23 protein-coding genes and 2 pseudogenes are annotated in these 19,364 nt (G+C 72.5%); 16 read left to right on the forward strand and 9 right to left on the reverse strand.

All coding sequences use genetic code 11. From position 1 onward, the window contains the following. Positions 1-147: 147 nt before the first annotated feature. Entirely contained in the window at positions 148-555 is a 408-nt protein-coding gene (locus tag SM447_RS14355; RefSeq protein WP_474573291.1) for a CoA-binding protein, read from the reverse strand. Positions 556-589: 34 nt separating this feature from the next. Next, positions 590-1,630, reverse strand: coding sequence for an Rv2578c family radical SAM protein (locus SM447_RS14360; protein WP_474573292.1), 1,041 nt, complete (start codon positions 1,628-1,630; stop codon positions 590-592). A gap of 91 nt (positions 1,631-1,721) precedes the next feature. Between SM447_RS14360 and SM447_RS14365 the strand changes: the two genes are divergently transcribed. Then, a complete protein-coding gene (locus SM447_RS14365; RefSeq protein WP_474573293.1) occupies positions 1,722-2,120 on the forward strand; it encodes a thiol-disulfide oxidoreductase DCC family protein in 399 nt (132 codons plus the stop codon). A 127-nt stretch (positions 2,121-2,247) separates the two neighbouring features. On the opposite strand, the gene SM447_RS14370 is transcribed toward SM447_RS14365, so the two are convergent. The 3 genes from SM447_RS14370 to trxA all read right to left on the reverse strand — a co-directional run bounded on the left by SM447_RS14370 (position 2,248) and on the right by trxA (position 4,188). After that, entirely contained in the window at positions 2,248-3,243 is a 996-nt protein-coding gene (locus SM447_RS14370; protein WP_474573294.1) for an MFS transporter permease, read from the reverse strand. After that, complete coding sequence (locus SM447_RS14375; RefSeq protein ID WP_474573295.1) at positions 3,240-3,680, reverse strand: hypothetical protein; 441 nt, start codon at positions 3,678-3,680, stop codon at positions 3,240-3,242. The genes SM447_RS14370 and SM447_RS14375 overlap by 4 nt, the downstream gene beginning before the upstream one ends. Before the next feature lie 145 nt (positions 3,681-3,825). Continuing rightward, the gene (gene trxA, locus SM447_RS14380) at positions 3,826-4,188 is read right to left on the reverse strand and encodes a thioredoxin (protein ID WP_474573296.1); all 363 of its coding nucleotides are present in this window, start codon (positions 4,186-4,188) and stop codon (positions 3,826-3,828) included. Positions 4,189-4,799: 611 nt separating this feature from the next. Here trxA and SM447_RS14385 point away from each other — a divergent pair. The 11 genes and pseudogenes from SM447_RS14385 (at position 4,800) to SM447_RS14435 (ending at position 13,501) form a co-directional block, all read left to right on the forward strand. Continuing rightward, positions 4,800-5,315 (forward strand): MaoC family dehydratase, encoded by a 516-nt coding sequence (locus tag SM447_RS14385; protein ID WP_474573297.1) that lies wholly within the window; start codon positions 4,800-4,802, stop codon positions 5,313-5,315. A 159-nt stretch (positions 5,316-5,474) separates the two neighbouring features. Next, entirely contained in the window at positions 5,475-5,942 is a 468-nt protein-coding gene (locus SM447_RS14390) for a hypothetical protein (protein WP_474573298.1), read from the forward strand. Positions 5,943-6,068: 126 nt separating this feature from the next. After that, positions 6,069-6,686, forward strand: a pseudogene (locus SM447_RS14395) (TrmH family RNA methyltransferase); the annotation flags it as partial. A gap of 163 nt (positions 6,687-6,849) precedes the next feature. Continuing rightward, the gene (locus tag SM447_RS14400; RefSeq protein ID WP_474573299.1) at positions 6,850-7,545 is read left to right on the forward strand and encodes a DUF6758 family protein; all 696 of its coding nucleotides are present in this window, start codon (positions 6,850-6,852) and stop codon (positions 7,543-7,545) included. A 116-nt stretch (positions 7,546-7,661) separates the two neighbouring features. Continuing rightward, entirely contained in the window at positions 7,662-7,820 is a 159-nt protein-coding gene (locus SM447_RS14405; RefSeq protein ID WP_007455302.1) for a hypothetical protein, read from the forward strand. 6 nt (positions 7,821-7,826) lie between these two features. Next, positions 7,827-8,702, forward strand: coding sequence for a PH domain-containing protein (locus SM447_RS14410; protein WP_474573300.1), 876 nt, complete (start codon positions 7,827-7,829; stop codon positions 8,700-8,702). A 100-nt stretch (positions 8,703-8,802) separates the two neighbouring features. Then, complete coding sequence (locus tag SM447_RS14415) at positions 8,803-9,723, forward strand: SigE family RNA polymerase sigma factor (protein WP_474573301.1); 921 nt, start codon at positions 8,803-8,805, stop codon at positions 9,721-9,723. Between the two features lie 56 nt (positions 9,724-9,779). Continuing rightward, positions 9,780-10,982 (forward strand): hypothetical protein, encoded by a 1,203-nt coding sequence (locus tag SM447_RS14420; protein WP_474573302.1) that lies wholly within the window; start codon positions 9,780-9,782, stop codon positions 10,980-10,982. 24 nt (positions 10,983-11,006) lie between these two features. Next, positions 11,007-11,867 carry a PHP domain-containing protein gene (locus SM447_RS14425; protein WP_474573303.1) on the forward strand — a complete coding sequence of 287 codons (861 nt, stop codon included), beginning with the start codon at positions 11,007-11,009 and terminating at the stop codon, positions 11,865-11,867. A gap of 40 nt (positions 11,868-11,907) precedes the next feature. Beyond that, positions 11,908-12,522, forward strand: coding sequence for a MarC family protein (locus SM447_RS14430; protein ID WP_474573304.1), 615 nt, complete (start codon positions 11,908-11,910; stop codon positions 12,520-12,522). A gap of 136 nt (positions 12,523-12,658) precedes the next feature. Continuing rightward, positions 12,659-13,501, forward strand: a complete 843-nt coding sequence (locus tag SM447_RS14435) for a RecB family exonuclease (protein WP_474573590.1) — start codon at positions 12,659-12,661, stop codon at positions 13,499-13,501. On the opposite strand, the gene SM447_RS14440 is transcribed toward SM447_RS14435, so the two are convergent. Then, positions 13,405-14,367, reverse strand: a complete 963-nt coding sequence (locus SM447_RS14440; RefSeq protein ID WP_474573305.1) for an oxygenase MpaB family protein — start codon at positions 14,365-14,367, stop codon at positions 13,405-13,407. The two genes, SM447_RS14435 and SM447_RS14440, sit on opposite strands and share 97 nt — an antisense overlap. Positions 14,368-14,492: 125 nt before the next feature. Between SM447_RS14440 and SM447_RS14445 the strand changes: the two genes are divergently transcribed. Continuing rightward, complete coding sequence (locus SM447_RS14445; protein ID WP_474573306.1) at positions 14,493-14,978, forward strand: DUF2231 domain-containing protein; 486 nt, start codon at positions 14,493-14,495, stop codon at positions 14,976-14,978. Between the two features lie 16 nt (positions 14,979-14,994). On the opposite strand, the gene SM447_RS14450 is transcribed toward SM447_RS14445, so the two are convergent. Further along, complete coding sequence (locus tag SM447_RS14450; RefSeq protein WP_474573307.1) at positions 14,995-15,468, reverse strand: hypothetical protein; 474 nt, start codon at positions 15,466-15,468, stop codon at positions 14,995-14,997. A gap of 182 nt (positions 15,469-15,650) precedes the next feature. On the opposite strand from SM447_RS14450, the gene SM447_RS14455 reads away from it, so the two are divergent. After that, positions 15,651-15,824: a hypothetical protein gene (locus tag SM447_RS14455; RefSeq protein ID WP_474573611.1), complete on the forward strand. Its 174-nt coding sequence runs from the start codon at positions 15,651-15,653 to the stop codon at positions 15,822-15,824. Positions 15,825-15,952: 128 nt separating this feature from the next. Beyond that, the gene (locus SM447_RS14460) at positions 15,953-16,183 is read left to right on the forward strand and encodes a hypothetical protein (RefSeq protein ID WP_474573612.1); all 231 of its coding nucleotides are present in this window, start codon (positions 15,953-15,955) and stop codon (positions 16,181-16,183) included. Positions 16,184-16,245: 62 nt separating this feature from the next. Here SM447_RS14460 and SM447_RS14465 read toward each other — a convergent pair. Both SM447_RS14465 and SM447_RS14470 read right to left on the reverse strand, forming a co-directional pair. After that, positions 16,246-16,443 (reverse strand): annotated as a pseudogene (locus tag SM447_RS14465) (FmdB family zinc ribbon protein); the annotation flags it as partial. Continuing rightward, entirely contained in the window at positions 16,400-17,029 is a 630-nt protein-coding gene (locus SM447_RS14470) for a 5-formyltetrahydrofolate cyclo-ligase (RefSeq protein WP_474573308.1), read from the reverse strand. The gene SM447_RS14470 and the pseudogene SM447_RS14465, both read right to left, overlap by 44 nt. Positions 17,030-17,147: 118 nt before the next feature. Between SM447_RS14470 and SM447_RS14475 the strand changes: the two genes are divergently transcribed. Further along, the gene (locus SM447_RS14475; RefSeq protein WP_474573309.1) at positions 17,148-19,358 is read left to right on the forward strand and encodes a GGDEF domain-containing protein; all 2,211 of its coding nucleotides are present in this window, start codon (positions 17,148-17,150) and stop codon (positions 19,356-19,358) included. The last annotated feature ends 6 nt before the right edge of the window (positions 19,359-19,364 follow it).

A 19,364-nucleotide genomic window follows, 5' to 3' on the forward strand; every position in this document is an offset into this window, starting at 1 on the left:
CCGGTATCAGGTTCTTCTTCGTCGATGAACCATCTACCGGAGACCTCGCCACATCCCGGGCACCAACACACCCCACCCGGATTTCAAAACACGCCCTAACGCCTGGTGCCGGTCTGCTCCGCGCGCATCAGCCGGAGCTGCCGGATCTCAGCCCCGGCGGGTGAGACCCGCGGCGGCGCGCTCCACGATCAGGCAGCGGTCCTCCACGTAGTCGATGCCGGCCTCCTCGGCGATCCGCCGGGCCTGCGGCGAGACGATGCCGAGCTGCAACCACACGGCGGGGGCGCCGATCGCGACGGCCTCGCGCACCACCTCCACCGCGTCCTCGGCCGGCCGGAACACGTCGACCAGGTCGACCGGGTGCGGGATGTCGGCCAGGGACCGGTACACCGGCTCGCCAAAGAGTTCGTCGGCGGTCGGGTTGACCGGGATGATGCGCCAGCCGTACCGCTGCATCTCCAGCGGAACGCGGTGAGCGGCCTTGAAGGGATCGCGGGACGCGCCCACGACGGCGATCACGGCGGCGTCGGCGAGGATCTGCTGGGCGGAACGCACCCGACGACTGTAACCGGGTGGCGTGGCCGGCGCTTCAGAGCAGGCTCAGCTGCTCCGGTGCCGGTACAGGCTGTGGCGCGTTGCGGTGCTCGCCGGCCCCGGACCGGACCAGTCCGTGGCGACGGGCGGCGACCCGTACCCGCGCGGTCAGTTCCCGCTGGTACGACTGCGGAGCGTACGCGCCCGCCCGGAACAACTCCCGGTATCGCGGAACGAGTCGGGGATGCTCCCGCGCGAGCCAGTGCGCGTACCACTCCCGGGCGCCGGAGCGCAGGTGCAGCGGAAGCGGCGTCACGCTGGCGGCTCCTGCGGCGGCGATCGCCGCCACGGTGGCCTCGATGGACTCGTCGGTGTCGGAGAGGCCGGGCAGGATCGGCGCCATCAGTACGCCCACCTCGAAGCCGGCGTCGGCGAAGCGACGGACGGCGTCGAGCCGCCGGCTCGGACTCGGCGTGCCAGGCTCGACCGAACGCCACAGTTGTTCGTCGAGGAAGCCGACCGAGAAGGAGACGCCCACCCGGGCGACCTCGGCCGCCTGCCGCAGCAACGGCAGGTCACGCTGGATCAGTGTGCCCTTGGTCAGAATCGAGAACGGGTTGGCGAAGTCACGCAGCGCCTCGATGATCGGCGGCATGAGCCGGTAACGCCCCTCGGCCCGCTGGTAGCAGTCGACGTTGGTGCCCATCGCCACGTGCGCGCCCCGCCAACGCGGCGCGGCCAGCTCACGACGCAGCAGCTCACCAGCGTTGACCTTGACGACCACCCGCCGGTCGAAGTCCGCCCCCGCGTCGAAGTCGAGGAAGGTGTGGGTATTGCGGGCGTAGCAGTACAAGCAGGCATGGCTGCATCCGCGGTACGGGTTGACGGTCCACTCGAAGGGGACGCGGGAGGTGCCCGGGACCTTGTTGAGGATCGACTTCGCGCGCACCTCGTAGAAGGTCATGCCGGCGAAGTCGGGGGTGTCGAAGGTGCGCACGATCGCCTCGGGCAGCGCCAGCGGCAGGGGTGGCGTCGCTGGCGCTGCCCGTCCGGGAACTCCCTCGACCGGGGGAGCGGTGAGGTTCTCCCAGCGCATGGCCAGTATTCGAACACATGTCCTATCGCCGTGCAAGTGACCCGCCGGACACCCGCGTGTGGGTCGGCCGCCGTGGGGGGAGGATGAAGGCATGTCGACCTTCGTCTACGACGGGGACTGCGCCTTCTGCACCCGCTGCGCGGAGTTCATCGAGCGCCGGATCCCCACCGGCGCCCGCGTGGTGCCCTGGCAGTTCGCCGACCTCGACACGCTCGGCCTGACCGAGGCGGAGTGCGAGGAGGCGGTGCAGTGGGTCGGCTCCGACGGCAGCCGGGCCGCGGGCCCGGACGCCATCGCCGCGTTGCTCGGCAGCAGTGGCCGGCTGTGGCGGATCGCCGGGGCCGGGCTACGGATCCCGCCGATACGCGCCGCAGCCTGGCCCGCGTACCGCTGGGTGGCCCGCAACCGGCACCGGATGCCCGGCGGTACGGCCGCCTGCTCGCTGCCCCAGGAGACCCGGGACCGCCTCTACGGCCCCTCCCGCGGCTGACAACGCGCCAACGCGGAACAACGCCCGCACGCTCCGCGGCGTTCCAGGTCGCGCGCCGCGATCTTGGACACTTTCGGTTGAGCCCAAGACGCGAACGAAAAACTGTCAAGGTCTACGGGTCGGCCCGTCAGGGCGCCATCCGGTCCCGCGTTCCCGCGGTCGGCGCGGTGTCCGGCCCGCCCCCCGAAGCGGAGGCGGCATCGACAGGCGGGGCATCGGCCTCTGGCGTTGGGCTCCCACTCGGCGGGGTGTCGGCCGACGGCGGGTCCGAGTCGAGCCTTCGCTGATCGGGCGTCGAGCTGCGGGCCAACAGCCGGCGCAGCGCGATCACCGGGCGGATCTTCTCCAGCGGCAGGAAGCTGGTCATGGCGACCAGGTGTGGTGCGAACGAGATGGTGATGGTCGCGATGGTCACCGCGTGGAACGAGTAGAAGAAGCCGACCGCGGCGATCCGCCAGCGCTCGGGCAGCACGAAGACCAGGGGGCTGAGCAGTTCGAAGGCGAGGATGCCGAACTGGGCGACGAGCAGTAGGTGGGGGACCTGGGCGATCAGGTCGGCCAGCTCGGTGCCACGTCGGATGATCGCCTTGGCGAGCACCGAGCCGGTCGCCCAGTCCAGACCGCCGAAGCGGAACTTGGCCCAGGCGGCGAGGAAGTAGGTACAGATCACCGAGATCTGGGTGACCCGCAGCGCCCAGCCGCCGGCTTCCGTCCTGGTCGGGTCACCGTGCCGGGCCCGGCCGGCGGTGGGCAGCACGGCCAGCGCGACGAGCAGGGCGAACCGGTCGTGGTCCACCTTGCCGTAGCTCATCGCGATGATCATCCACTCCAGGTAGAGCGCGAAGACCGTCCAACCCAGCAGTCGAGGTGCCCGCCCGGTCGCGGCGAGCAGGGCCAGCAGCAGCAGGGCCCAGAAGATCACGCTCACCAGCGTCGCGGTCGGGGTGGGCAGCGGCAGTACGCGGCCGACGAAGAGCGGCTGGTACAGGTTGCCGGGCACGTCGACGCGGTCGCGCACCCACGGGGTGAAGATCACCAGGTCGGCGGCGACGAAGAGGTAGACCAGGGTGCGGAAGGCGGCGACGCGACCGCGCGGCACCGCCTCGGTGAGCCAGCGGATCATGGCGTGACCTGCCAGCTGACGACGGTCTCGTCGACCCAGCGGCCGGTCGGCCGGCGGTCGGTGATGTCGTGCCAGCGGATCACGATACGGACCTCGGCCAGGTCCGGTGCGTCGGGATTACGTCGGCCGTACGCCTCGGCGACCTCGCGCAACCGGCTGGGGTCGGCAACGTACCTGCTCTGCTGGCCTTCGATCTCGGCCCGGCGGATTCCGGTCGCTCCCTCGCCCAGGTCGACGAGGTTGCCGCCGAGGTCGACCCCCTCCACCCGGGTGTCCGGGGCGTCGGCGTCGGCCGGATCCGAGGTGGAGTACATCCGGAAGGGGCCGAACGGGAAGTGGTCGTCCTGGCCCCAGATCGTGCCGGCGAGCAGGACTGCCAGGCCGAGTGCCGTCACCGCCACCCGGACCGTGCGGCCGCGGCTCGTCAACGCATCCATCGCGTGCCGAAGATACGGCACCGGTGCTCGCGGGAGTGGTCCGGTCGGCCCGGCTGTGTCCCACCTGTGACGGGTTTGCTGTCAGGCGGTGGCGCTGACGCCGACGGCCGGCCCCACTGGGGCCGGCCGTCATGTCGGTGTTCGGTCAGTGCTTGTGTTCGGCGAGCTTCTTGCGCACGTCCTCCATGTCGAGCGCCCGAACCTGCTCGATGAGGTTCTCCAGGGCCGACTCGGGCAGCGCACCCGGCTGGGCGAAGACGATCACGCCGTCGCGGATCGCCATGATGGTCGGGATGGACCGGATGTCGAACTTGGCGGCGATCTCCTGCTGCGCCTCCGTGTCCACCTTGCCGAAGGTGATGTCCTCGTGCTTGTCGGAAGAACGCTCGTACACCGGAGCGAACCGCTTGCAGGGACCGCACCAGTCGGCCCAGAAGTCAACCAGCACGATGCCGTTGCCCTCGGTCACCTGGTCGAAATTTGCCGTGGTCAGCTCGACGGTTGCCATGTGAGTCTCTCCGATCACGCGGAACAGCTGTGTCTGGTGGAACCCGGGCGTACCCCTTCGCATTCCCGCCGTGGTGCCACCGTAACCCTGGCCACGGTCCGGTTGGGGTCTTTGTCCGCATCGATCATCGTCGGTCTCCAGCAGCGTCCGCAGATCGCACATGCATGTCGCATTTGCGTGACCGCCCGTGATGGGAGCGTTTCCAGTGAGATCAACCCCTTGACCGGGTACGTAGCAGTAACTTTGCCCTTGACTAGCGGCGATTCGACCTGCGGAGATCGCTTTTTGGCCGATGATCGGTCACTCAGCGTAATGTAACAAAAAGATAAATGTGACCTCGGTCTCTGTGCAGCCGGATGGGCGTACGGCAGAATCTTGAGACATCAGAGCGTGGGCGGCGGGTGCCGGGGAGGGCCCCGCCGCTCATTGCGTCCGGCCTCGGTCCGCGGTGGCGACACGGCACGGTCGTCGCCTCGAAGAGGGCCGGCCGAGCGGCCCTCCGGCACCGAGCGGTGTGACATTTCGACGCCCGCCGCGCCCCGCCACTCACCTTAACCGTCGATAAGGCATGCTGTGCCGAACTCCGTCGCCTCCCGTCGAAGGGGACCAGGATGCAGTTCGGCCGCTACTACGAGGAGTTCGAGGTCGGCGCGGTCTACCGGCACTGGCCGGGCAAGACGGTCACCGAGTACGACGACCACCTGTTCTGCCTGCTCACCATGAACCACCACCCGCTGCACATGGACGCGCACTACGCCGAGACGGCGAGTCAGTTCAAGCGCAACGTCGTGGTCGGCAACTACATCTACTCGCTGCTGCTCGGGATGTCGGTGCCGGACGTCAGCGGCAAGGCCATCGCGAACCTGGAAATCGAGTCGCTGCGCCACGTCGCCCCCACCTTCCACGGCGACACGATCTACGGCGAGACCACCGTGCTGGACAAGCGGGAGTCCTCCTCGAAGCCGGATCGGGGCGTGGTCGCGGTGGAGACCCGCGGCTACAACCAGGACGGCACGCTGGTCTGCGTCTTCCGGCGCAAGGTGATGGTCCCCAAGCGGGAGTACGCGGCTGCGGCCGTGCCCGACGGCGTCGATCCCGAGCGGCCCAGCTTCCCCGAGCCCCGCTGAGCGAGCGGCCCAACTTCCCTGAGCGCGTATGTCGGTCTCCCGCCACCGGGAGCCCGTCGCGTCCGGTGGGCGAAGTCGCGACGGCGCGCCGTTACCGGTTCCCGCCGGAGCGGTTCGGTCCCTGGTCCGGGCGCATATGCTGGCGCCGGAGGTCCCGCCATGAGCGAGCGAATCACCACCGCCACCACGTATTCCGCCACCGAGTGGGACCTGCTCACGAGCCTGCCCGGGCGGGTGATCGTGGCGGCTGCCGAGCCGGGCCCGGGACGTCCGCACCGGGGGGTGGCCGCGGGGCTGGCCGGGCTGGACGCGGTGGCGGCCGGGCGGGCCTTCGACAGTGACCTGGTCCGGGCCGTGGTCGCCGCGATCTACGCCCGGGACGACGGAACGTCTCCGCCCGCGGCCCAGCTCGCCGACCTGGTGGACCTGCTCGCCGCCTGCCGGGCCGTGGTGCGGGTGCTGGACCGTCGGGCCGATCCGGCTGACTCGGCCGCCTACCGGCAGTGGGTGCAGTCGGTGGCCGCCCGCGTCTGCCGTACCGCGTCCTCGCTGGTGCCCGGCGGCGTGCTCGCTCCCGTCGACCGTCGCTTCCTCGACCGGCTCGGCGACGCGCTCGCCCTGCGCTGACCGACACGGTCCGCGTGGCCGGCGCGGGCTGGCGGTGTACGACGCAGGCCGGCGGTGGCCGGCGCGGGCTGGCGGTGGCCGGCCGGTGGGCGGTGATCCGGGTGGCGGGGCGTAACCTGCGTGACCGTGACCGGTGAGCAGCTAGACGTCGGCGTGGGGCCCTGGCCCGGAGATCCGCCGGAGGACCCCCGCTACGACCCGGAGCTGCTCGCCACGGGGGATCGGCGCAACGTGGTCGACCGGTACCGGTACTGGCGGCGCGAGGCGGTCGTGGCCGACCTGGACCGGCGCCGGCACGACTTCCACGTGGCGATCGAGAACTGGCAGCACGACCTCAACATCGGCACGGTGGTCCGCAACGCCAACGCGTTTCTCGCGGCCGAGGTGCACATCGTGGGTCGACGCCGCTGGAACCGGCGCGGTGCCATGGTCACCGATCGCTACCAGCACGTACGCCACCACGAGACGATTGAGCAGTTGGTCGCCTGGGCGGCGGAGCGCGACCTGCCCCTGGTCGGGATCGACAACCTGCCCGGCTGTCGACCGTTGGAGACCGCCACGCTGCCCCGCCGGTGCGTGCTGCTCTTCGGCCAGGAGGGCCCGGGCTTGTCCGACACCGCGCGCTCCGGGTGCGACCAGCTCTTCTCCATCGCCCAGTACGGCTCGACCCGCTCGATCAACGCGGGGGTGGCGAGCGGAATCGCCATGCACGCCTGGATCCGCGCCCACGCCGACCCGCCACCCTCCACAGCCGCGGTCGATCATGAAGTTGTTGCCGCGACACGCCGGGAGGCCGGGAAACAACTTCATGATCGTGCCCCGGAGGCGGGTGGTGGATCCGGATCGGGACGGGGGTAATGAGGGTGCTCGGCTTGACGGGGCGCGGCCGTGGAGTGACGGTGGAGTGGTGACGGTTGCGGTGAGTTGTCCCAGATGCGGTGGGTCGGTCCGGCCGCCGGACCTGATGCACGCCGAGTCCCGCTGCCCCGACTGCGGCCCGGTCGCCCCGCTGCACGTTCCCGAGCACATCGGCGCGGAGATTGTGGCGAGCGTGGTGGGGCAGATCCAGGCTGCGGCGCAGGCGCAGCAGGCGGTGGCACCGCTGTGGTGCCCGTGGCCGCTGCCTCCGGGTTGGACCACGACCGGCGTGGCGTGGGCCGGTGACGATCGGCTCGGGGTGCGTGCCACGGCGGTCGCCTGCGCCGGTCCCGCACCGCTGGGCGGTGGGCCTGCGGACCTGGTCTTCGTGGCCGAGGAACCAGGCGTGGGCCTGGGTGCGCGCTACGCCGGGGTGCTCGGGCCGGACGCCGGGCCGGAGCTGGCCGAGGCGCTGACCGAACCGGGGCCGGGACACCCCGGGCATGTCGGACGCGCCGGGATCAGAGTGGCCGGACACCCGACTCCACTGTGGCTGGTGAACTCGCTGCCGGATCGAAGCGCGTACGCCGGCGAGGCTCGGGGAATGTGGCTGTATGCGATAGCCTGGCCGGCGAGTGCGGGGCATCTGCTCGCGGAGGACGTGCTACTGCACGACCTGGTCGAGTGGACGCCATCCGAGCTCGTGTACGGCGCACCATCTCCGTACCTGCACGGGAAGGCTTGACAAGCGTCCCGGAATGTCGGAGAACGGACGCAGATATTCACGGTAAGACACCACGCTGATACTCTGGGTGCCGCTGCGGTAATGGGACCCGGCGCCGCGCGAGAGGATGGCCCGCCATGGTCAAGAAGGTCCTCACCTGGGCCGGAATCGCATTCTTGATCTTCTTCGTCGCCTACCGGCCAAATTCCGCCGCGGACGTGTTCAAGTCGCTGGGCGGCGGCATCATGGACATCGCCCAGGGCTTCGGCGACTTCTTCACCTCACTGGTCGCCTAGCCTCCGATGGGAAGCCCCTCCGGCCCGCCCTTCGATCCCGACGACCCCGACCGGGCCCGCCGGGAACGCGACACCGAGCCGATCCCTCGGATCGATCCCGACGACGGGCCGGGCTACGGCTCCGGCCCCCGCCTCTCCGACGGTCCGTCCTTCTCCGACGACGCCGGCTACGGCGACGGTCCGGGGTACGCCGGCGAAGGCCGGTCGGGTCGCGCCTGGGTGCGCGACCCGGAGGCCGGCCATCTGCCGCCGCAGATCTCCGAGGAGGAGCTGGCCGGCCTGCGGACCGACGCCAGCGGTGCCACCCCGCGCCGGGTGCTGCCGCTGGAGGACGAACCCAGCTCGCTGGTCGCCCGGTACCTCTTCCCCACCGAGCGGTACCGAGGCGAGTGGAAACGACACTGGATCCACCTCGCCACGCCGATCATCGTCGGCATCGCCGCCACCTTCGTGCTCGGCTACCTCTCCGGCTTCCTCGCCGGACAGGACGTCGGCGCGCTCACCACGATCGCGGTGCTGCTCTGGTTCGCGGTGATGGGATGGGTGGCGTGGCGGGTCGCGGACTGGTGGTACGACCGGTTCATCCTGACCAACAAACGGGTCATGGTGGTCAACGGGATCATCACCCGGCGGGTGGCGATGATGCCCCTGGTCCGGGTGACCGACATGAAGTACGAACAGACGCCGGCCGGTCGGGCGCTCAACTACGGCACCTTCGTGCTGGAGTCCGCCGGTCAGGAGCAGGCGCTGCGCGAGGTCAAGAATCTGCCCAACCCCAACGAGCTGTACCTGCGCGTCGTCGAGGAGATGTACGAGCCGCAGGCGGTCGAGGCCCGGCTGGGCAAGGAGCAGGACGAGGCCAAGGCCGACGACGGGGCCTGAAGACTCTCGGCCGAACATCGGAGACGTTGCGCACCTTCCGTCCTCGACCCGCTGGTCACGCTGTGGCAGGCTGCGGCAGGATCAGGCACGGAGGTGGTGTGTGGCCAGCAGCAACCCGCTGGAAGAGGAGTTCCGTGACTTCGTCGCGGCCCGCTCCGGCGCTCTGCTGCGGACCGCGTACCTGCTCACCGGGGACTGGGGTACGGCCGAGGACCTCCTCCAGACGGCGCTGACCAAGACGTACCTGGCGTGGAAGCGACTGGGCGGGATCGAGGCGATCGAGCCGTACGCCCGACGCGTCATGGTCAACACGTCGACGAGCTGGTGGCGGCGGCGCTGGCACGGCGAGCGCCCGACCGAGGTGCTGCCCGAACAGGCCGCCACCGACGAGATCGAGCGCCAGTTGGACCGGGACGTGCTCTGGCGGCACCTGCGCGCGCTGCCCGCCCGGCAGCGCGCGGTGCTGGTGCTGCGGTTCTACGAGGACATGTCGGAGGCGCAGACCGCCGCCCTGCTCGAGATCTCGCCGGGCACCGTGAAGAGCCAGACCTCCCGGGCCCTGGCCACGCTGCGCCGACGGATCGGCGCGGAAGAAGCCTTCGAACTGCGCGCCGGGCGGCCCGACCCGGCCGCGCAGCCGGCCGGACCGGTGCAGCGGGTCGAGCCGCCGGCCAGCCGGACCGCGAGCGGGAAGCCGCAACCGGCGGACGCCGGTCGGTCGGGGAGAGCGCCACGTCAGGTGAGGGGTGGAACCCCCGCCGACTGGGCCGCCCCGGCCAGCGGAGCGGGTTCCAGCGACGCGGCGACCTCGCGCGCCACGGCGGCCGCCAGTGCGTCGACGGACCCGCGTGGTGCCGTGGCGACCGCCGGTGCTGCGGCGGACCCGCAGTGCGCCACGGCCTCCCGGGACGGAGATGCTTCGCCCGGCTCGCCCACCCCGACCCGAGCCGGTGGGCGCAACGACCCGGCGTCCGTGCCGGTGGCGCAGCCGGGCGGCGCGTTGGTCGGTGAACGACGGTGAGGCAGGTACCGACAGCTCATGACAACCTGAGCCGCTCCCCGGATCGTTCATTGGACGTGCCGCGCAACGAGCTGGAAGGTGCCCTCCGGGAGATGTTGTCCCAGCGGGCGGCAGCCGCGCGCGCGGTCGCCGGCGATCCGGCCGGTGCGGCGATCCGACGGGCCAACCGGATCCAGCGGCGCCGCGCGGTGGCCGGGATGGGCCTGGCCGCGCTGGCGATCGCGGTGGTCAGTGTGGGCAGTGTGCAGCTACGCGTCGACCGCCCGCCGGCGGGCGGCACGGTGGTGATCGGCGACCCGGATCAGGCACCGTTCGTCAACCGCACGATTCCGCCACCCGGCCCGGACACCGGGCCCCCGCTGGCCGAGGTCGACCTGGTGGTGGACGGGTCGATCGCCACCGCCCAGGGCCGACGGGTGCAGCTGCACGGCACCGGCGTGGTGGAACGGGCGCATCGCCTCACCGATGGGCGTGGCTGGTTGGCCGTCGGGGCACCGACCCTGGCCGGGCGATTCCTGTGGGCGGTGGCCCCGGACGGTACCGCGCAGGTGCTGCTGGCCGGTGCCGACGAGATCGTGCTGGACCGGGACGGTCGGCAGGTCGCCTGGAAGCAGGGCGGGGTGTTGGCCGCCGCCGGGATCGTCAACGGCGAACTCGCCACCACCGTACGGGCCGAGGCGCCCGCCGAGGCGGTACCGCTGCGGTTCGTCGACGGTGCCGTGGTGGTGAGGCTGGCACCCGACCGCCCCGGGCACGTCCTGTGGGCGCTGCGCCCCGGCCCACTGGACCAGGGCGGCGACCGGGCCAGCACCCACGTCTTCGGCGAGCTGCCCGACGGACGTCTGGTCGGCGAGGTCACCGAGGACGGCGGACGTTCCGCCTGTCTGATCCTGCTCGACCCGGCTCGGGATCTCGCACCCGCCCAGGTCGACTGCGGGCCGCAGCTGCGCGGTGACGGCCTGGGCTCGGTGTCACCCGACGGGCGTTGGCTGCTGGTCAACGGGCGGTCCGAGGGTGAGGACTCGGCGCTGCTGGTGGAGCTGGCGAAGCTCGGCCCGGCCACCGAGGCGCGGCCGGCCGGGCCGGCGATGAAGGGCGCCGTGGTCTGGAAGGCGCCCGACACCGCCTACTACGCCGACGCCGCTGGCGGCCTGGTGCGGGTGGCCGTCGACCGGGTGGCCGCCGGCCGTCCCGCCGCGCCGTCCGCCCTCCCCGGCCTTCCCGCCGGCGAGCTGCCGGTGGTGGTGAGCGGTGGCTGACCGGGCATCCGGTGACGCCGGGTGATGACCTCCCGGATCGACCTGCACACGCACTCCACGGCCAGCGACGGCACTTTGAGCCCGGCCGAACTGGTTCGCGCCGCAGCCCAGGCGGGCCTGGACGTGGTGGCGCTCACCGACCATGACACCACCGACGGTTGGGAACCGGCGCTGCGTGCCCTGCCACCCGGACTCGGCCTGGTCCGTGGCGCGGAACTCTCCTGCCGGTGGGGCGGCGAGCGGCCCCCGGTGTCGCTGCACCTGCTGGCGTACCTCTTCGATCCGGAACACCCGGAACTCGTCGCCGAGCTGACCCGGATGCGGGCGGCCCGGTCGGCACGGGGAGAACGGATGGTGGCGCTGTTGCGGGCCGACGGCATCGACGTGGACTGGGCACAGATCCTCGCCCTGGCCGGCGGCGGAACGGTGGGCCGACCGCACATCGCGCAGGCACTCATCCGGGCCGGTCTGGTCGCCACCACCACCGAGGCGTTCGGGCCGGACTGGCTGGGGGAGCGGTACCGGCTGCCCAAGGAGGACATCGACGTGTTCCGGGCCGTCCGGCTGATCCGGGCGGCGGGTGGCGTGCCGGTGTTCGCCCATCCGCGAGCCAGTCGACGCGGCCGGATCGTGCCGGACGAGCTGATCGCCGACCTGGCCGCGGCGGGACTGGCCGGCCTGGAGGCCGACCACGAGGACCATTCGCCCGCCGAGCGGGCGCACGTACGCGGACTGGCCGCCGAGTTGGGCCTGCTGGTCACCGGTTCGTCGGACTTCCACGGCACCCACAAGACGGTCCAGCTGGGCGCCTTCACCACCGGCGTCGAGGCGTACGAGAGGATCGTCGCCCTCTCCTCCGGGGTGACCGAGGTCGCTTCGCGCTGACCTGGGTTTCGGCTACCACGGTCACGGCTACGGTGACCGGGTGGATCTCAAGCTCTTCGGCGAGGTCTTCGTGACCCTGCTGGTGATCGTCGACCCGCCCGGCATGATGCCGATCTTCCTGGCGTTGACCGGCCCGCTGTCGGCGCGGGAGCGGAACCGGGCGGCCTGGCAGGCGGTCGCGCTGGCACTCGGCGTGATCGTGATCTTCGCGGTGGCGGGTCAGACCCTGCTCGCCTACCTTCACGTCGACCTGCCGGCACTGCAGGCGGCCGGCGGACTGCTGCTGATCCTGGTCGCGCTGGAGCTGCTCACCGGCAAGACCGACGACCCGACCAAGCAGGCCACGGCCAACATCGCCCTGGTACCGCTGGGCACGCCGTTGCTGGCCGGGCCCGGCGCGATCGTGGCGACGATGCTCTTCGTCCAGCGGGCCGACGGCGCGGGCGACTACTCGGCGATCGCCGCCGCCATCGTCGCGGTGATGCTGACGGTCTGGATCGTGCTGCGCTTCTCCGGCGGCATCGTGAAGGTGCTGCGGCCGGGTGGGATCGAGGTGCTCACCCGGATCGCCGGCCTGCTGCTGGCCGCGATCGCCGTTCAGCTCATCGCGGATGCGATCGCGGCCTTCGTGGCCCAGTACAACGGCGTCGGCTGACCGGCTCGTCGGTTCTGTCGGGGGTGGATGGCAGGATCAGCATGTGCGACGAGCCTCCCCAGCCGGACGACCCGCCGCCGGTGGCCGCGCGCCCCGGTCGCGCGACGCGCAGCCCGAGCAGCTCGGCTTCGAGGGCATGCCGGAGCGGCTGTTCGTCTGCACGCCGAGCCGGCTCGGCGCGTACGCCGACTGTCCACGGCGCTACCGTTACTCCTACGTCGACCGTCCGGCGCCGCCGAAGGGCCCGCCCTGGGCGCACAACTCTCTCGGCGCCAGCGTGCACACCGCCCTGAAGAACTGGTACGCGCTGCCTGCCGACCGGCGTCACCCGGAGGTCCTGCCCACCCTGCTCAAGGGCACCTGGGTGCGCGACGGCTACCGCGACGACGAGCAGGAACGCGTGGCCTACCGGCGGGCGCTGGGTTGGCTGGAGGCGTATGTCGGCGGGCTTGATCCGGCCGACGAGCCCCTCGGGGTCGAGCGGGTGGTCGCGGTGAAGACCGGGGTGCTGGCCTTCAACGGCCGCGCCGACCGGATCGACTCGCGGCCCGGCCCGCACGGGCCCGAGCTGGTGATCGTCGACTACAAGACCGGCCGCACCGGGCTGGACGGCGACGACGCACGCGGCTCGCAGGCGCTGGCGCTCTACGCGTACGCCGCCGAGCGGGTGTTCCGCCGGCCGTGCCGCCGGGTCGAGCTGCACCATCTGCCCAGCGGCACCGTCGCCGCGCACGAGCACAGCGTCGAGTCACTGGCGCGGCAGGTGAGCCGTGCCGAGGAGACCGCCCGCGACATCATGGCCGCCGAACGCTCGGTCGCCGACGGCGCTGATCCGGACGAGGTCTTTCCGACCGCCGCCGGGCCGCGCTGCGCCTGGTGCGACTACCGGCGCGGCTGCCCCGCGGGTGCGGCCACGCCCGGCAAGGAGCCGTGGGCCGCGGTCGAACGGCTCGCCGCGCCCGCATCCGAGCAGGACTGACGTTCAGGTGGTGTCGAGGCGGTGCTCAACTGGGCGGCGCGCTCCTTGGCGGCGCGCTGCATGGGGCCTTCCCGCCAGTCGCGGGGCAGCGCGGTGAGGGCCAGCCGCAGTGCGCGTACGGTCACGTCGGCCGACAGCGCGGTGGTCGGCAGGCCCAGTCCGCCGTACAGCCGCCGTGCCCACCCGGGAAGAAGCGCGAGCGCGGTACCGGCGATCCCCAGGTACGCCCAGCGGGGCGGGCCGAGGTTCAGCCCGATCCGGGCCGGCAGGCTGAGCTTCCACGGCAGCGGCGGGGCGGTCAGGAACAGGGCGGTCTCGGCGGCCTCGCGGGTCATCCGCAGCTCGGGCCGGATCCGCTGGTAGTAGTCGGCCACCTCGGCGGCGGTGCCGGGTACGGTCTCCGGGTCCAGCCCGACGAGAGCGGCGGTGCGCCGCTGTTCGGTGTAGTAGCGGTCCACCTCGTCGGCGTCCAGTGGGACGCCGGCCCGCCGCGCGGTGTCGAGGAACGACTCGACCTCGGTGACGTGGACCCAGCGCAGCAGGTCCGGCTCGTCGATCCGGAACCGCTCACCGGTGGCCGGATCAACGGCCGTCATCCGGGCGTGCAGTCGGCGTAGTCGCTGTCCGGCCCGCTCCGCCTCCAAGGTCGTGCCGTAGACGGTGGTCCCCACGTAGTCGGCGGTGCGGATCAGGCGTCCCCAGGCGTCCCGGCGGTAGTTGCTGTTCTGTGCCACGCCGGCCATCGCCCGTGGGTGCAACGCCTGGAGGTAGAGCGAACGCAGACCGGCGACGAACAGAATCGGCTCCTGGTGCAGCTTCCAGGTGACCGAACCGGGACCGAACAGGCCGACGTCGACGGTGTCCACCAGTCAAGGGTGCCACGCCCACCGGCTGAACCCGTTCGATCGGAGCTGCGTGTGCAGCAGCGAGGCGTTGGGCGATCAACCAGTGGCCCGTACGCTGACTCCCACGATCACCTTCGGAGGTGCCGATGTTCGAGAAGGCGCTGGGCCTACCCCTACACGTGCTGGTCGTGCACGCGGTCGTCGTCTTCGTGCCGCTGCTGGTGCTGCTCGCCATCGCGTACATCCTGCTGCCCCGCTTCCGCGCTCGGCTGGACTGGGCGGTGGCCGGCCTGGCGGTGGTCGCGCCGATCACCGCATGGGTCGCCATGGAGTCCGGGAGGGCGCTCGAGGCCCGGCAGATCGCGCGGGGCTTCTCCGGCGAGATCCTCGACAAGATCAGTGAGCATGCGGCGCACGGCGAGATCCTGTTCCGCGTCACGCTGGGGCTCGGCCTGGCGGTCATCCTGCTGCTGGTCGCCACCAGCAACCATCCCCGGGTGCCGAGGCTGCCCGGCTGGGTGCCTGCGGTGCTGTCGGTCGTGGTGCTGGGGCTGGGCGTCGCCGCCCTGGTCTACGTCTGGTTGAGCGGCCACTCCGGTGCGGAGATGGTCTGGGGCAACACCTTCGAGTAGGCCGTCCGGGATCGGCTCAGAACAGTAGCCGGGTGCAGAGCAGGCAGCTGAGCACCACCATGACGGCCCCGGCGACCGCGCCGACGGCCCAGGTGACCCGCTGCGCCCGTTGTTCCCGCGCGTCCAGGTCGATCATGTCCTGCGCCGGCAGTTGGCGCGGCGGCGCCGGCTGCAGGTGCACGGGAGGCCGCCAGCCGGGCGGTGGCGCGATGGTCGGTGGCGGCCCGCCGTACCCGACTGCCGGGTCCGCTGCCGAGCCACCGGCGATCCGACCAACTCCGCCGCTCGGGTTGGTGGTGCCGCTCGCGCCGGTGGGGTTGACGGACCCCGCCCGGTCGGCGGCCGCGCCGGAGGCGGACGAAGCGGTGGGCGGGGGGTGGTCGGCGTCCGCCGGTGCCGGCGTGCCGTCCGGTGAGGCGCCGGACCCGTCGCCGGTGGCGGGCCGGCGCCAGGCAGCGTCTGGGTCCGGTCCGGGTCGCGGGGTCGTCACGCCGTCCGACGCTACCAACCACCCCACCGCGACCCGGTCAGGCCGCGCCCGGACCGGTCATGATCCGGACAACTTCCCTGATACTGCTGCCTCCGGCGGACGGGAGGCAGCAGTATCGCCGAAGTTGCTCGGGTGCGGCGAGCGGTCGGCGGCGAGCAGTGGCTGCGTTAGTCTTGCGGCTCGTGAGGATGAGCGAACCGGGTGGGCGGGGCGATGATGACCGCGCGGTCGAGTTGACCGACGACTTCGTCGTGCTGCCGGAGCAGACCGCCGACGACACCGACCATGGTTGGGGCGAGCGGGCCGGCGGCAACGACGACCGGCTGCTCGCCGAGCGTCCGCCGCACTGGGACTGAGCGCCTCCCCCGCACCGGGACCGCCCGCGCCCTCCGTGCCCTCCGTGCTGGGACCGGGTCCGTCGCACCGGGCTGAGCGCGCCCGCCGCGCTGGGACTGGATGCCGGGCGCGGCGGGCTGGGCGGGCCGTGACTCAGGACGTGCTGGCTGCGGCCGGCGCCTTGCTCGTGCCGCCGGATGAACCGCCCGACGAACCGGAGGAACCGCCCGAGGAGCCGCTCGCCGAGCCGGAGCCGGACGAGGTGGACCCGGTGGACGAGGAGTTCGAGCCGGTCGAGCCCGAGGACGACGACTCCGACTTGCCGCTGGAACCGCTCGACGTGGTGTCCGAGGCGGAGGAGCGGGAGTCGGTGCGGTAGAAGCCCGAGCCCTTGAAGACGATGCCGACCGAGTTGAACAGCTTGCGCAGTCGTCCCTCGCACGCCGGGCAGTCGGTCAGCGGCTCGTCAGAGAAGGACTGCACCGCCTCGAGCTGGTGACCGCACGCGGTGCAGGCGTACTGGTACGTGGGCACGTTCTCCTCCGGATCTGGCACGGCCGGTTGGCACTCGACGTATTCGAGTGCCAATGGTGCGTCATCGGCCCCCGGTTCGTCCAGCGGAAGTGTGGGGCACGACACCCGAGAGGGTCGTCAGGCCGTCAGCCGGCGTGACGACCGCCCGTACCGGCCGGTCGTGCGGCTCGGCCGGCAACTGGTCCAGCAGCTCCCCGTCGTGCAGCGGCACCACCGTGAGGATGCTCGCCGGCACCCGCGCGAGGGCCCGGTCGTACGAGCCGCCGCCGCGACCCAGGCGTACGCCGCGACGGTCCACCGCCAGCGCCGGCACCACCACCAGCTCGGCGGCGGCAATCGCGGTGACACCGAGCCGGGGCCCGGTCGGCTCCCGCACACCCCGCCCGGCGGCGACCATCGCCTGCGGCCCGTCCCAGGCGGCCCAGTCCAGGTCGAGGTCGTCGCGAAGCACCGGCAGCAGCAGGTCCGCCCCGGCGGGCAGCGCGTCGGCGAGCGCCGCCGGCAGGTCCGGGCCGCCCGGCTCCCGGCCGACCGGGGCGTACGCGGCCACCCGGCGCGGCCGCAGCCGGCGTACCAGGGAGGTCAGCTCGGCCTGGACGCGTGCTGCAGCGGTCGCGCGCTCGGCTTCGGTGCGGGCCCGGCGGCGCGCCAGCAGCCCGATGCGCACGGCCCGCTTCGCGTCATGCGTCACTTCCGCTCCTTCAGCAAATTCCGGCACGCAACACTCCTCACGCAACGCTTGCCTCACCGTCGCTCTGTGTCAGCATCGCAGGCAACGGTCACGCAACTTCCGGGGGGAAGGGGAAGCGTTGACGCTACGCGGGCGGTTGACCGCAGCCTTCCTGGCGGTGGCGTTCGGCCCAGTCCTGCTCGGTGCCGTCTTCGTCGCCTCCACCGTCGCGGCGGTCGACCGCACCCGCGCCACCGAGCGCCTGGCGGTCGCCGCCACTGCCGTGCGTACCTCGATCGACGCCCTCTGCCAGCAGCTGCGTGCCGCCGCCGACGCGGTCGCCGTCACCGCCGACCACGCCGGGACCGCCGTGCAGGTGGTCAGCCGGGGCCTGGCCGCCGCGGTGCTCGTCACCGACGTGACCGGCCGGGTCAGCTACGCCACCCCGGACGCACCGCCGGCTCCCTGGCGGGACTGCGCGGCGCCGGCGTTGCCCGGTGGACCGGTCAGCGCCCTGGTGGTCCGGGTGGAGCTGCGCGACGCCGCCGGCACGGCCCTGGGCACGGTGGCTGCCGCACAACCGGTCGACCCGGCCCTCGTCGCGCGACTCGCCGCGGTGACCGGGGTCGCGGTGACCCTGCTCGACGGCGCCGCGCCCGTGCAGGTGGCGCACACCACCGAGTCCGCCAACGGTCGGGCCGCGGTGCTCGCCGCCGCTGCGTCCCTGCGCGACGAGCATGTCACCGGCACCAGCGACGGCCGGTACGTGCGCCGCGCCGGCCCGGCCGTCGGGCAGCCGCTGCCCCTGGTGCTCTCGGTACCCAGCGACCAACCACCCGGCCTGCACGCGGTGCTGGTCGCCGTGGTGCTGCTGGCGGCTCTGCTGGGGGTGGCCGCCGCCTGGCGGCTGGCGCGGGTCACCACCCGTCCGCTGGTGGAACTCGCCGGTGCGGCGGACCGGGTCGCCACTGGAGACCTCACCGCCCGGGTACCGGTACGCAGCGGCGACGAGATCGGTCGGCTGGCCGTTGCGTTCAACCGGATGACCCGGGAGACGGGTGGCTACCTGGCGGCGCTGGCCAGCAGCCGGGACCAGCTGCGCGGACACCTGGCGGTACTCGGCGACACCCTGGCCAGCACGCACGACCTGCCCCGGATCCTGCGGGTGATCCTGCACAGCGCGCTCGCCGCGACCGGGGCGCGGGCGGGCGCGGTGCTGCTCACCGAGCACGGTGAACTGCTCGTCGCCCGCTGCAGCGCGGGGCTCGACGGGCGTTGGCCCGGTACCGAACCGCTGCGGGTGCCGCTGGGCAGCGGAATGCTCGGTGCGGTCGCGGCGACCGGTCAGCCCCGCCGGGGCCGGGTGGAACCGACCGCCGCGACCTCGGACGAGCCGCGCTGCCGGACGTACATCGCGGTGCCGTTCGCCGCTCCCGAGGCGACCGGTGGCGATGCGCCGGGCATGGCCCCGACCGCCGCCCCGGGCCGGCCGACGGAGGCGGTGCTCGGCGTGCTGGCCCTCTACGACCGCCTCGGCGGTGCGGAGTTCGACGACGACGACCTCGCCACCCTGCGCACCTTCGCCCGGCACGCCGCGGTCGCGGTTCACAACGTGCGGGTACACGAGGAGGCGCAACGGTTGTCCCTCACCGACCCGTTGACCGGGCTGTGGAACTACCGCTACCTGCGCGAGTCGCTGCGCCGGGAGGTGGAGCGGGCCAGCAGGTTCGGCCGCATGGTCAGCGTCCTCGCCCTCGACCTGGACCGCTTCAAGAAGGTCAACGACACGTACGGGCACGCGGCCGGGGACACCGTGCTGGCCGAGTTCGCCCGGCGGGTACGCGGCGAGATCCGCGAGGTGGACCTCGCCTTCCGTCGGGGTGGGGAGGAGTTCGTCGTACTGCTGCCGGAGACCGACGCGCGGGGCGCGACCATCGTCGCCGAGCGGCTCGGCGCGGCCGTCCGCGACACCCCGGTGGCGGTGGTGGGGCACGCCGGGGTACGGGAGGCGATCCCGGTGACCGTTTCCGCGGGCATCGCCGTGTTCCCCGACCACGCCGACACCGGCCCTCAGGTGCTGGAGGCGGCGGACGAGGCGCTCTACGCCGCGAAGGCCGCCGGCCGGGACACCTGGCGGCTGGCACCGCCCAGGCCGGCGTCACCGATCCGGGAGGTGCCGGTGCCGTCGGCGGCCCGCAGCCCCGCCGACGGCCTGCCCCGCGCCGGCCCTGGCGACCTGGCCACCGGCGACCCGCCTGCCGGGCGGGGCACCATCGGCACCGGCAGAACCGGTCCGGCGGGCGGCGCGTCTTCCGGTCCTCACCCGCCGAGTCACGGCCATGGCCGATAGTCTCGC

This window comes from Micromonospora aridisoli (genome assembly GCF_056150025.1).

Excerpts from the sequence above, each read along its gene's own strand:
- SM447_RS14405 (WP_007455302.1), top strand. The coding sequence starts at position 7,662 with ATGGTCAAGAAGGTCCTCACCTGGGCCGGAATCGCATTCTTGATCTTC.
- SM447_RS14435 (WP_474573590.1), top strand. The coding sequence starts at position 12,659 with ATGCCGGAGCGGCTGTTCGTCTGCACGCCGAGCCGGCTCGGCGCGTAC.
- SM447_RS14385 (WP_474573297.1), top strand. The coding sequence starts at position 4,800 with ATGCAGTTCGGCCGCTACTACGAGGAGTTCGAGGTCGGCGCGGTCTAC.
- SM447_RS14390 (WP_474573298.1), top strand. The coding sequence starts at position 5,475 with ATGAGCGAGCGAATCACCACCGCCACCACGTATTCCGCCACCGAGTGG.
- SM447_RS14445 (WP_474573306.1), top strand. The coding sequence starts at position 14,493 with ATGTTCGAGAAGGCGCTGGGCCTACCCCTACACGTGCTGGTCGTGCAC.
- SM447_RS14370 (WP_474573294.1), bottom strand. The coding sequence starts at position 3,243 with ATGATCCGCTGGCTCACCGAGGCGGTGCCGCGCGGTCGCGTCGCCGCC.
- SM447_RS14375 (WP_474573295.1), bottom strand. The coding sequence starts at position 3,680 with ATGGATGCGTTGACGAGCCGCGGCCGCACGGTCCGGGTGGCGGTGACG.
- SM447_RS14365 (WP_474573293.1), top strand. The coding sequence starts at position 1,722 with ATGTCGACCTTCGTCTACGACGGGGACTGCGCCTTCTGCACCCGCTGC.
- trxA (WP_474573296.1), bottom strand. The coding sequence starts at position 4,188 with ATGGCAACCGTCGAGCTGACCACGGCAAATTTCGACCAGGTGACCGAG.
- SM447_RS14425 (WP_474573303.1), top strand. The coding sequence starts at position 11,007 with ATGACCTCCCGGATCGACCTGCACACGCACTCCACGGCCAGCGACGGC.
- SM447_RS14360 (WP_474573292.1), bottom strand. The coding sequence starts at position 1,630 with ATGCGCTGGGAGAACCTCACCGCTCCCCCGGTCGAGGGAGTTCCCGGA.
- SM447_RS14410 (WP_474573300.1), top strand. The coding sequence starts at position 7,827 with ATGGGAAGCCCCTCCGGCCCGCCCTTCGATCCCGACGACCCCGACCGG.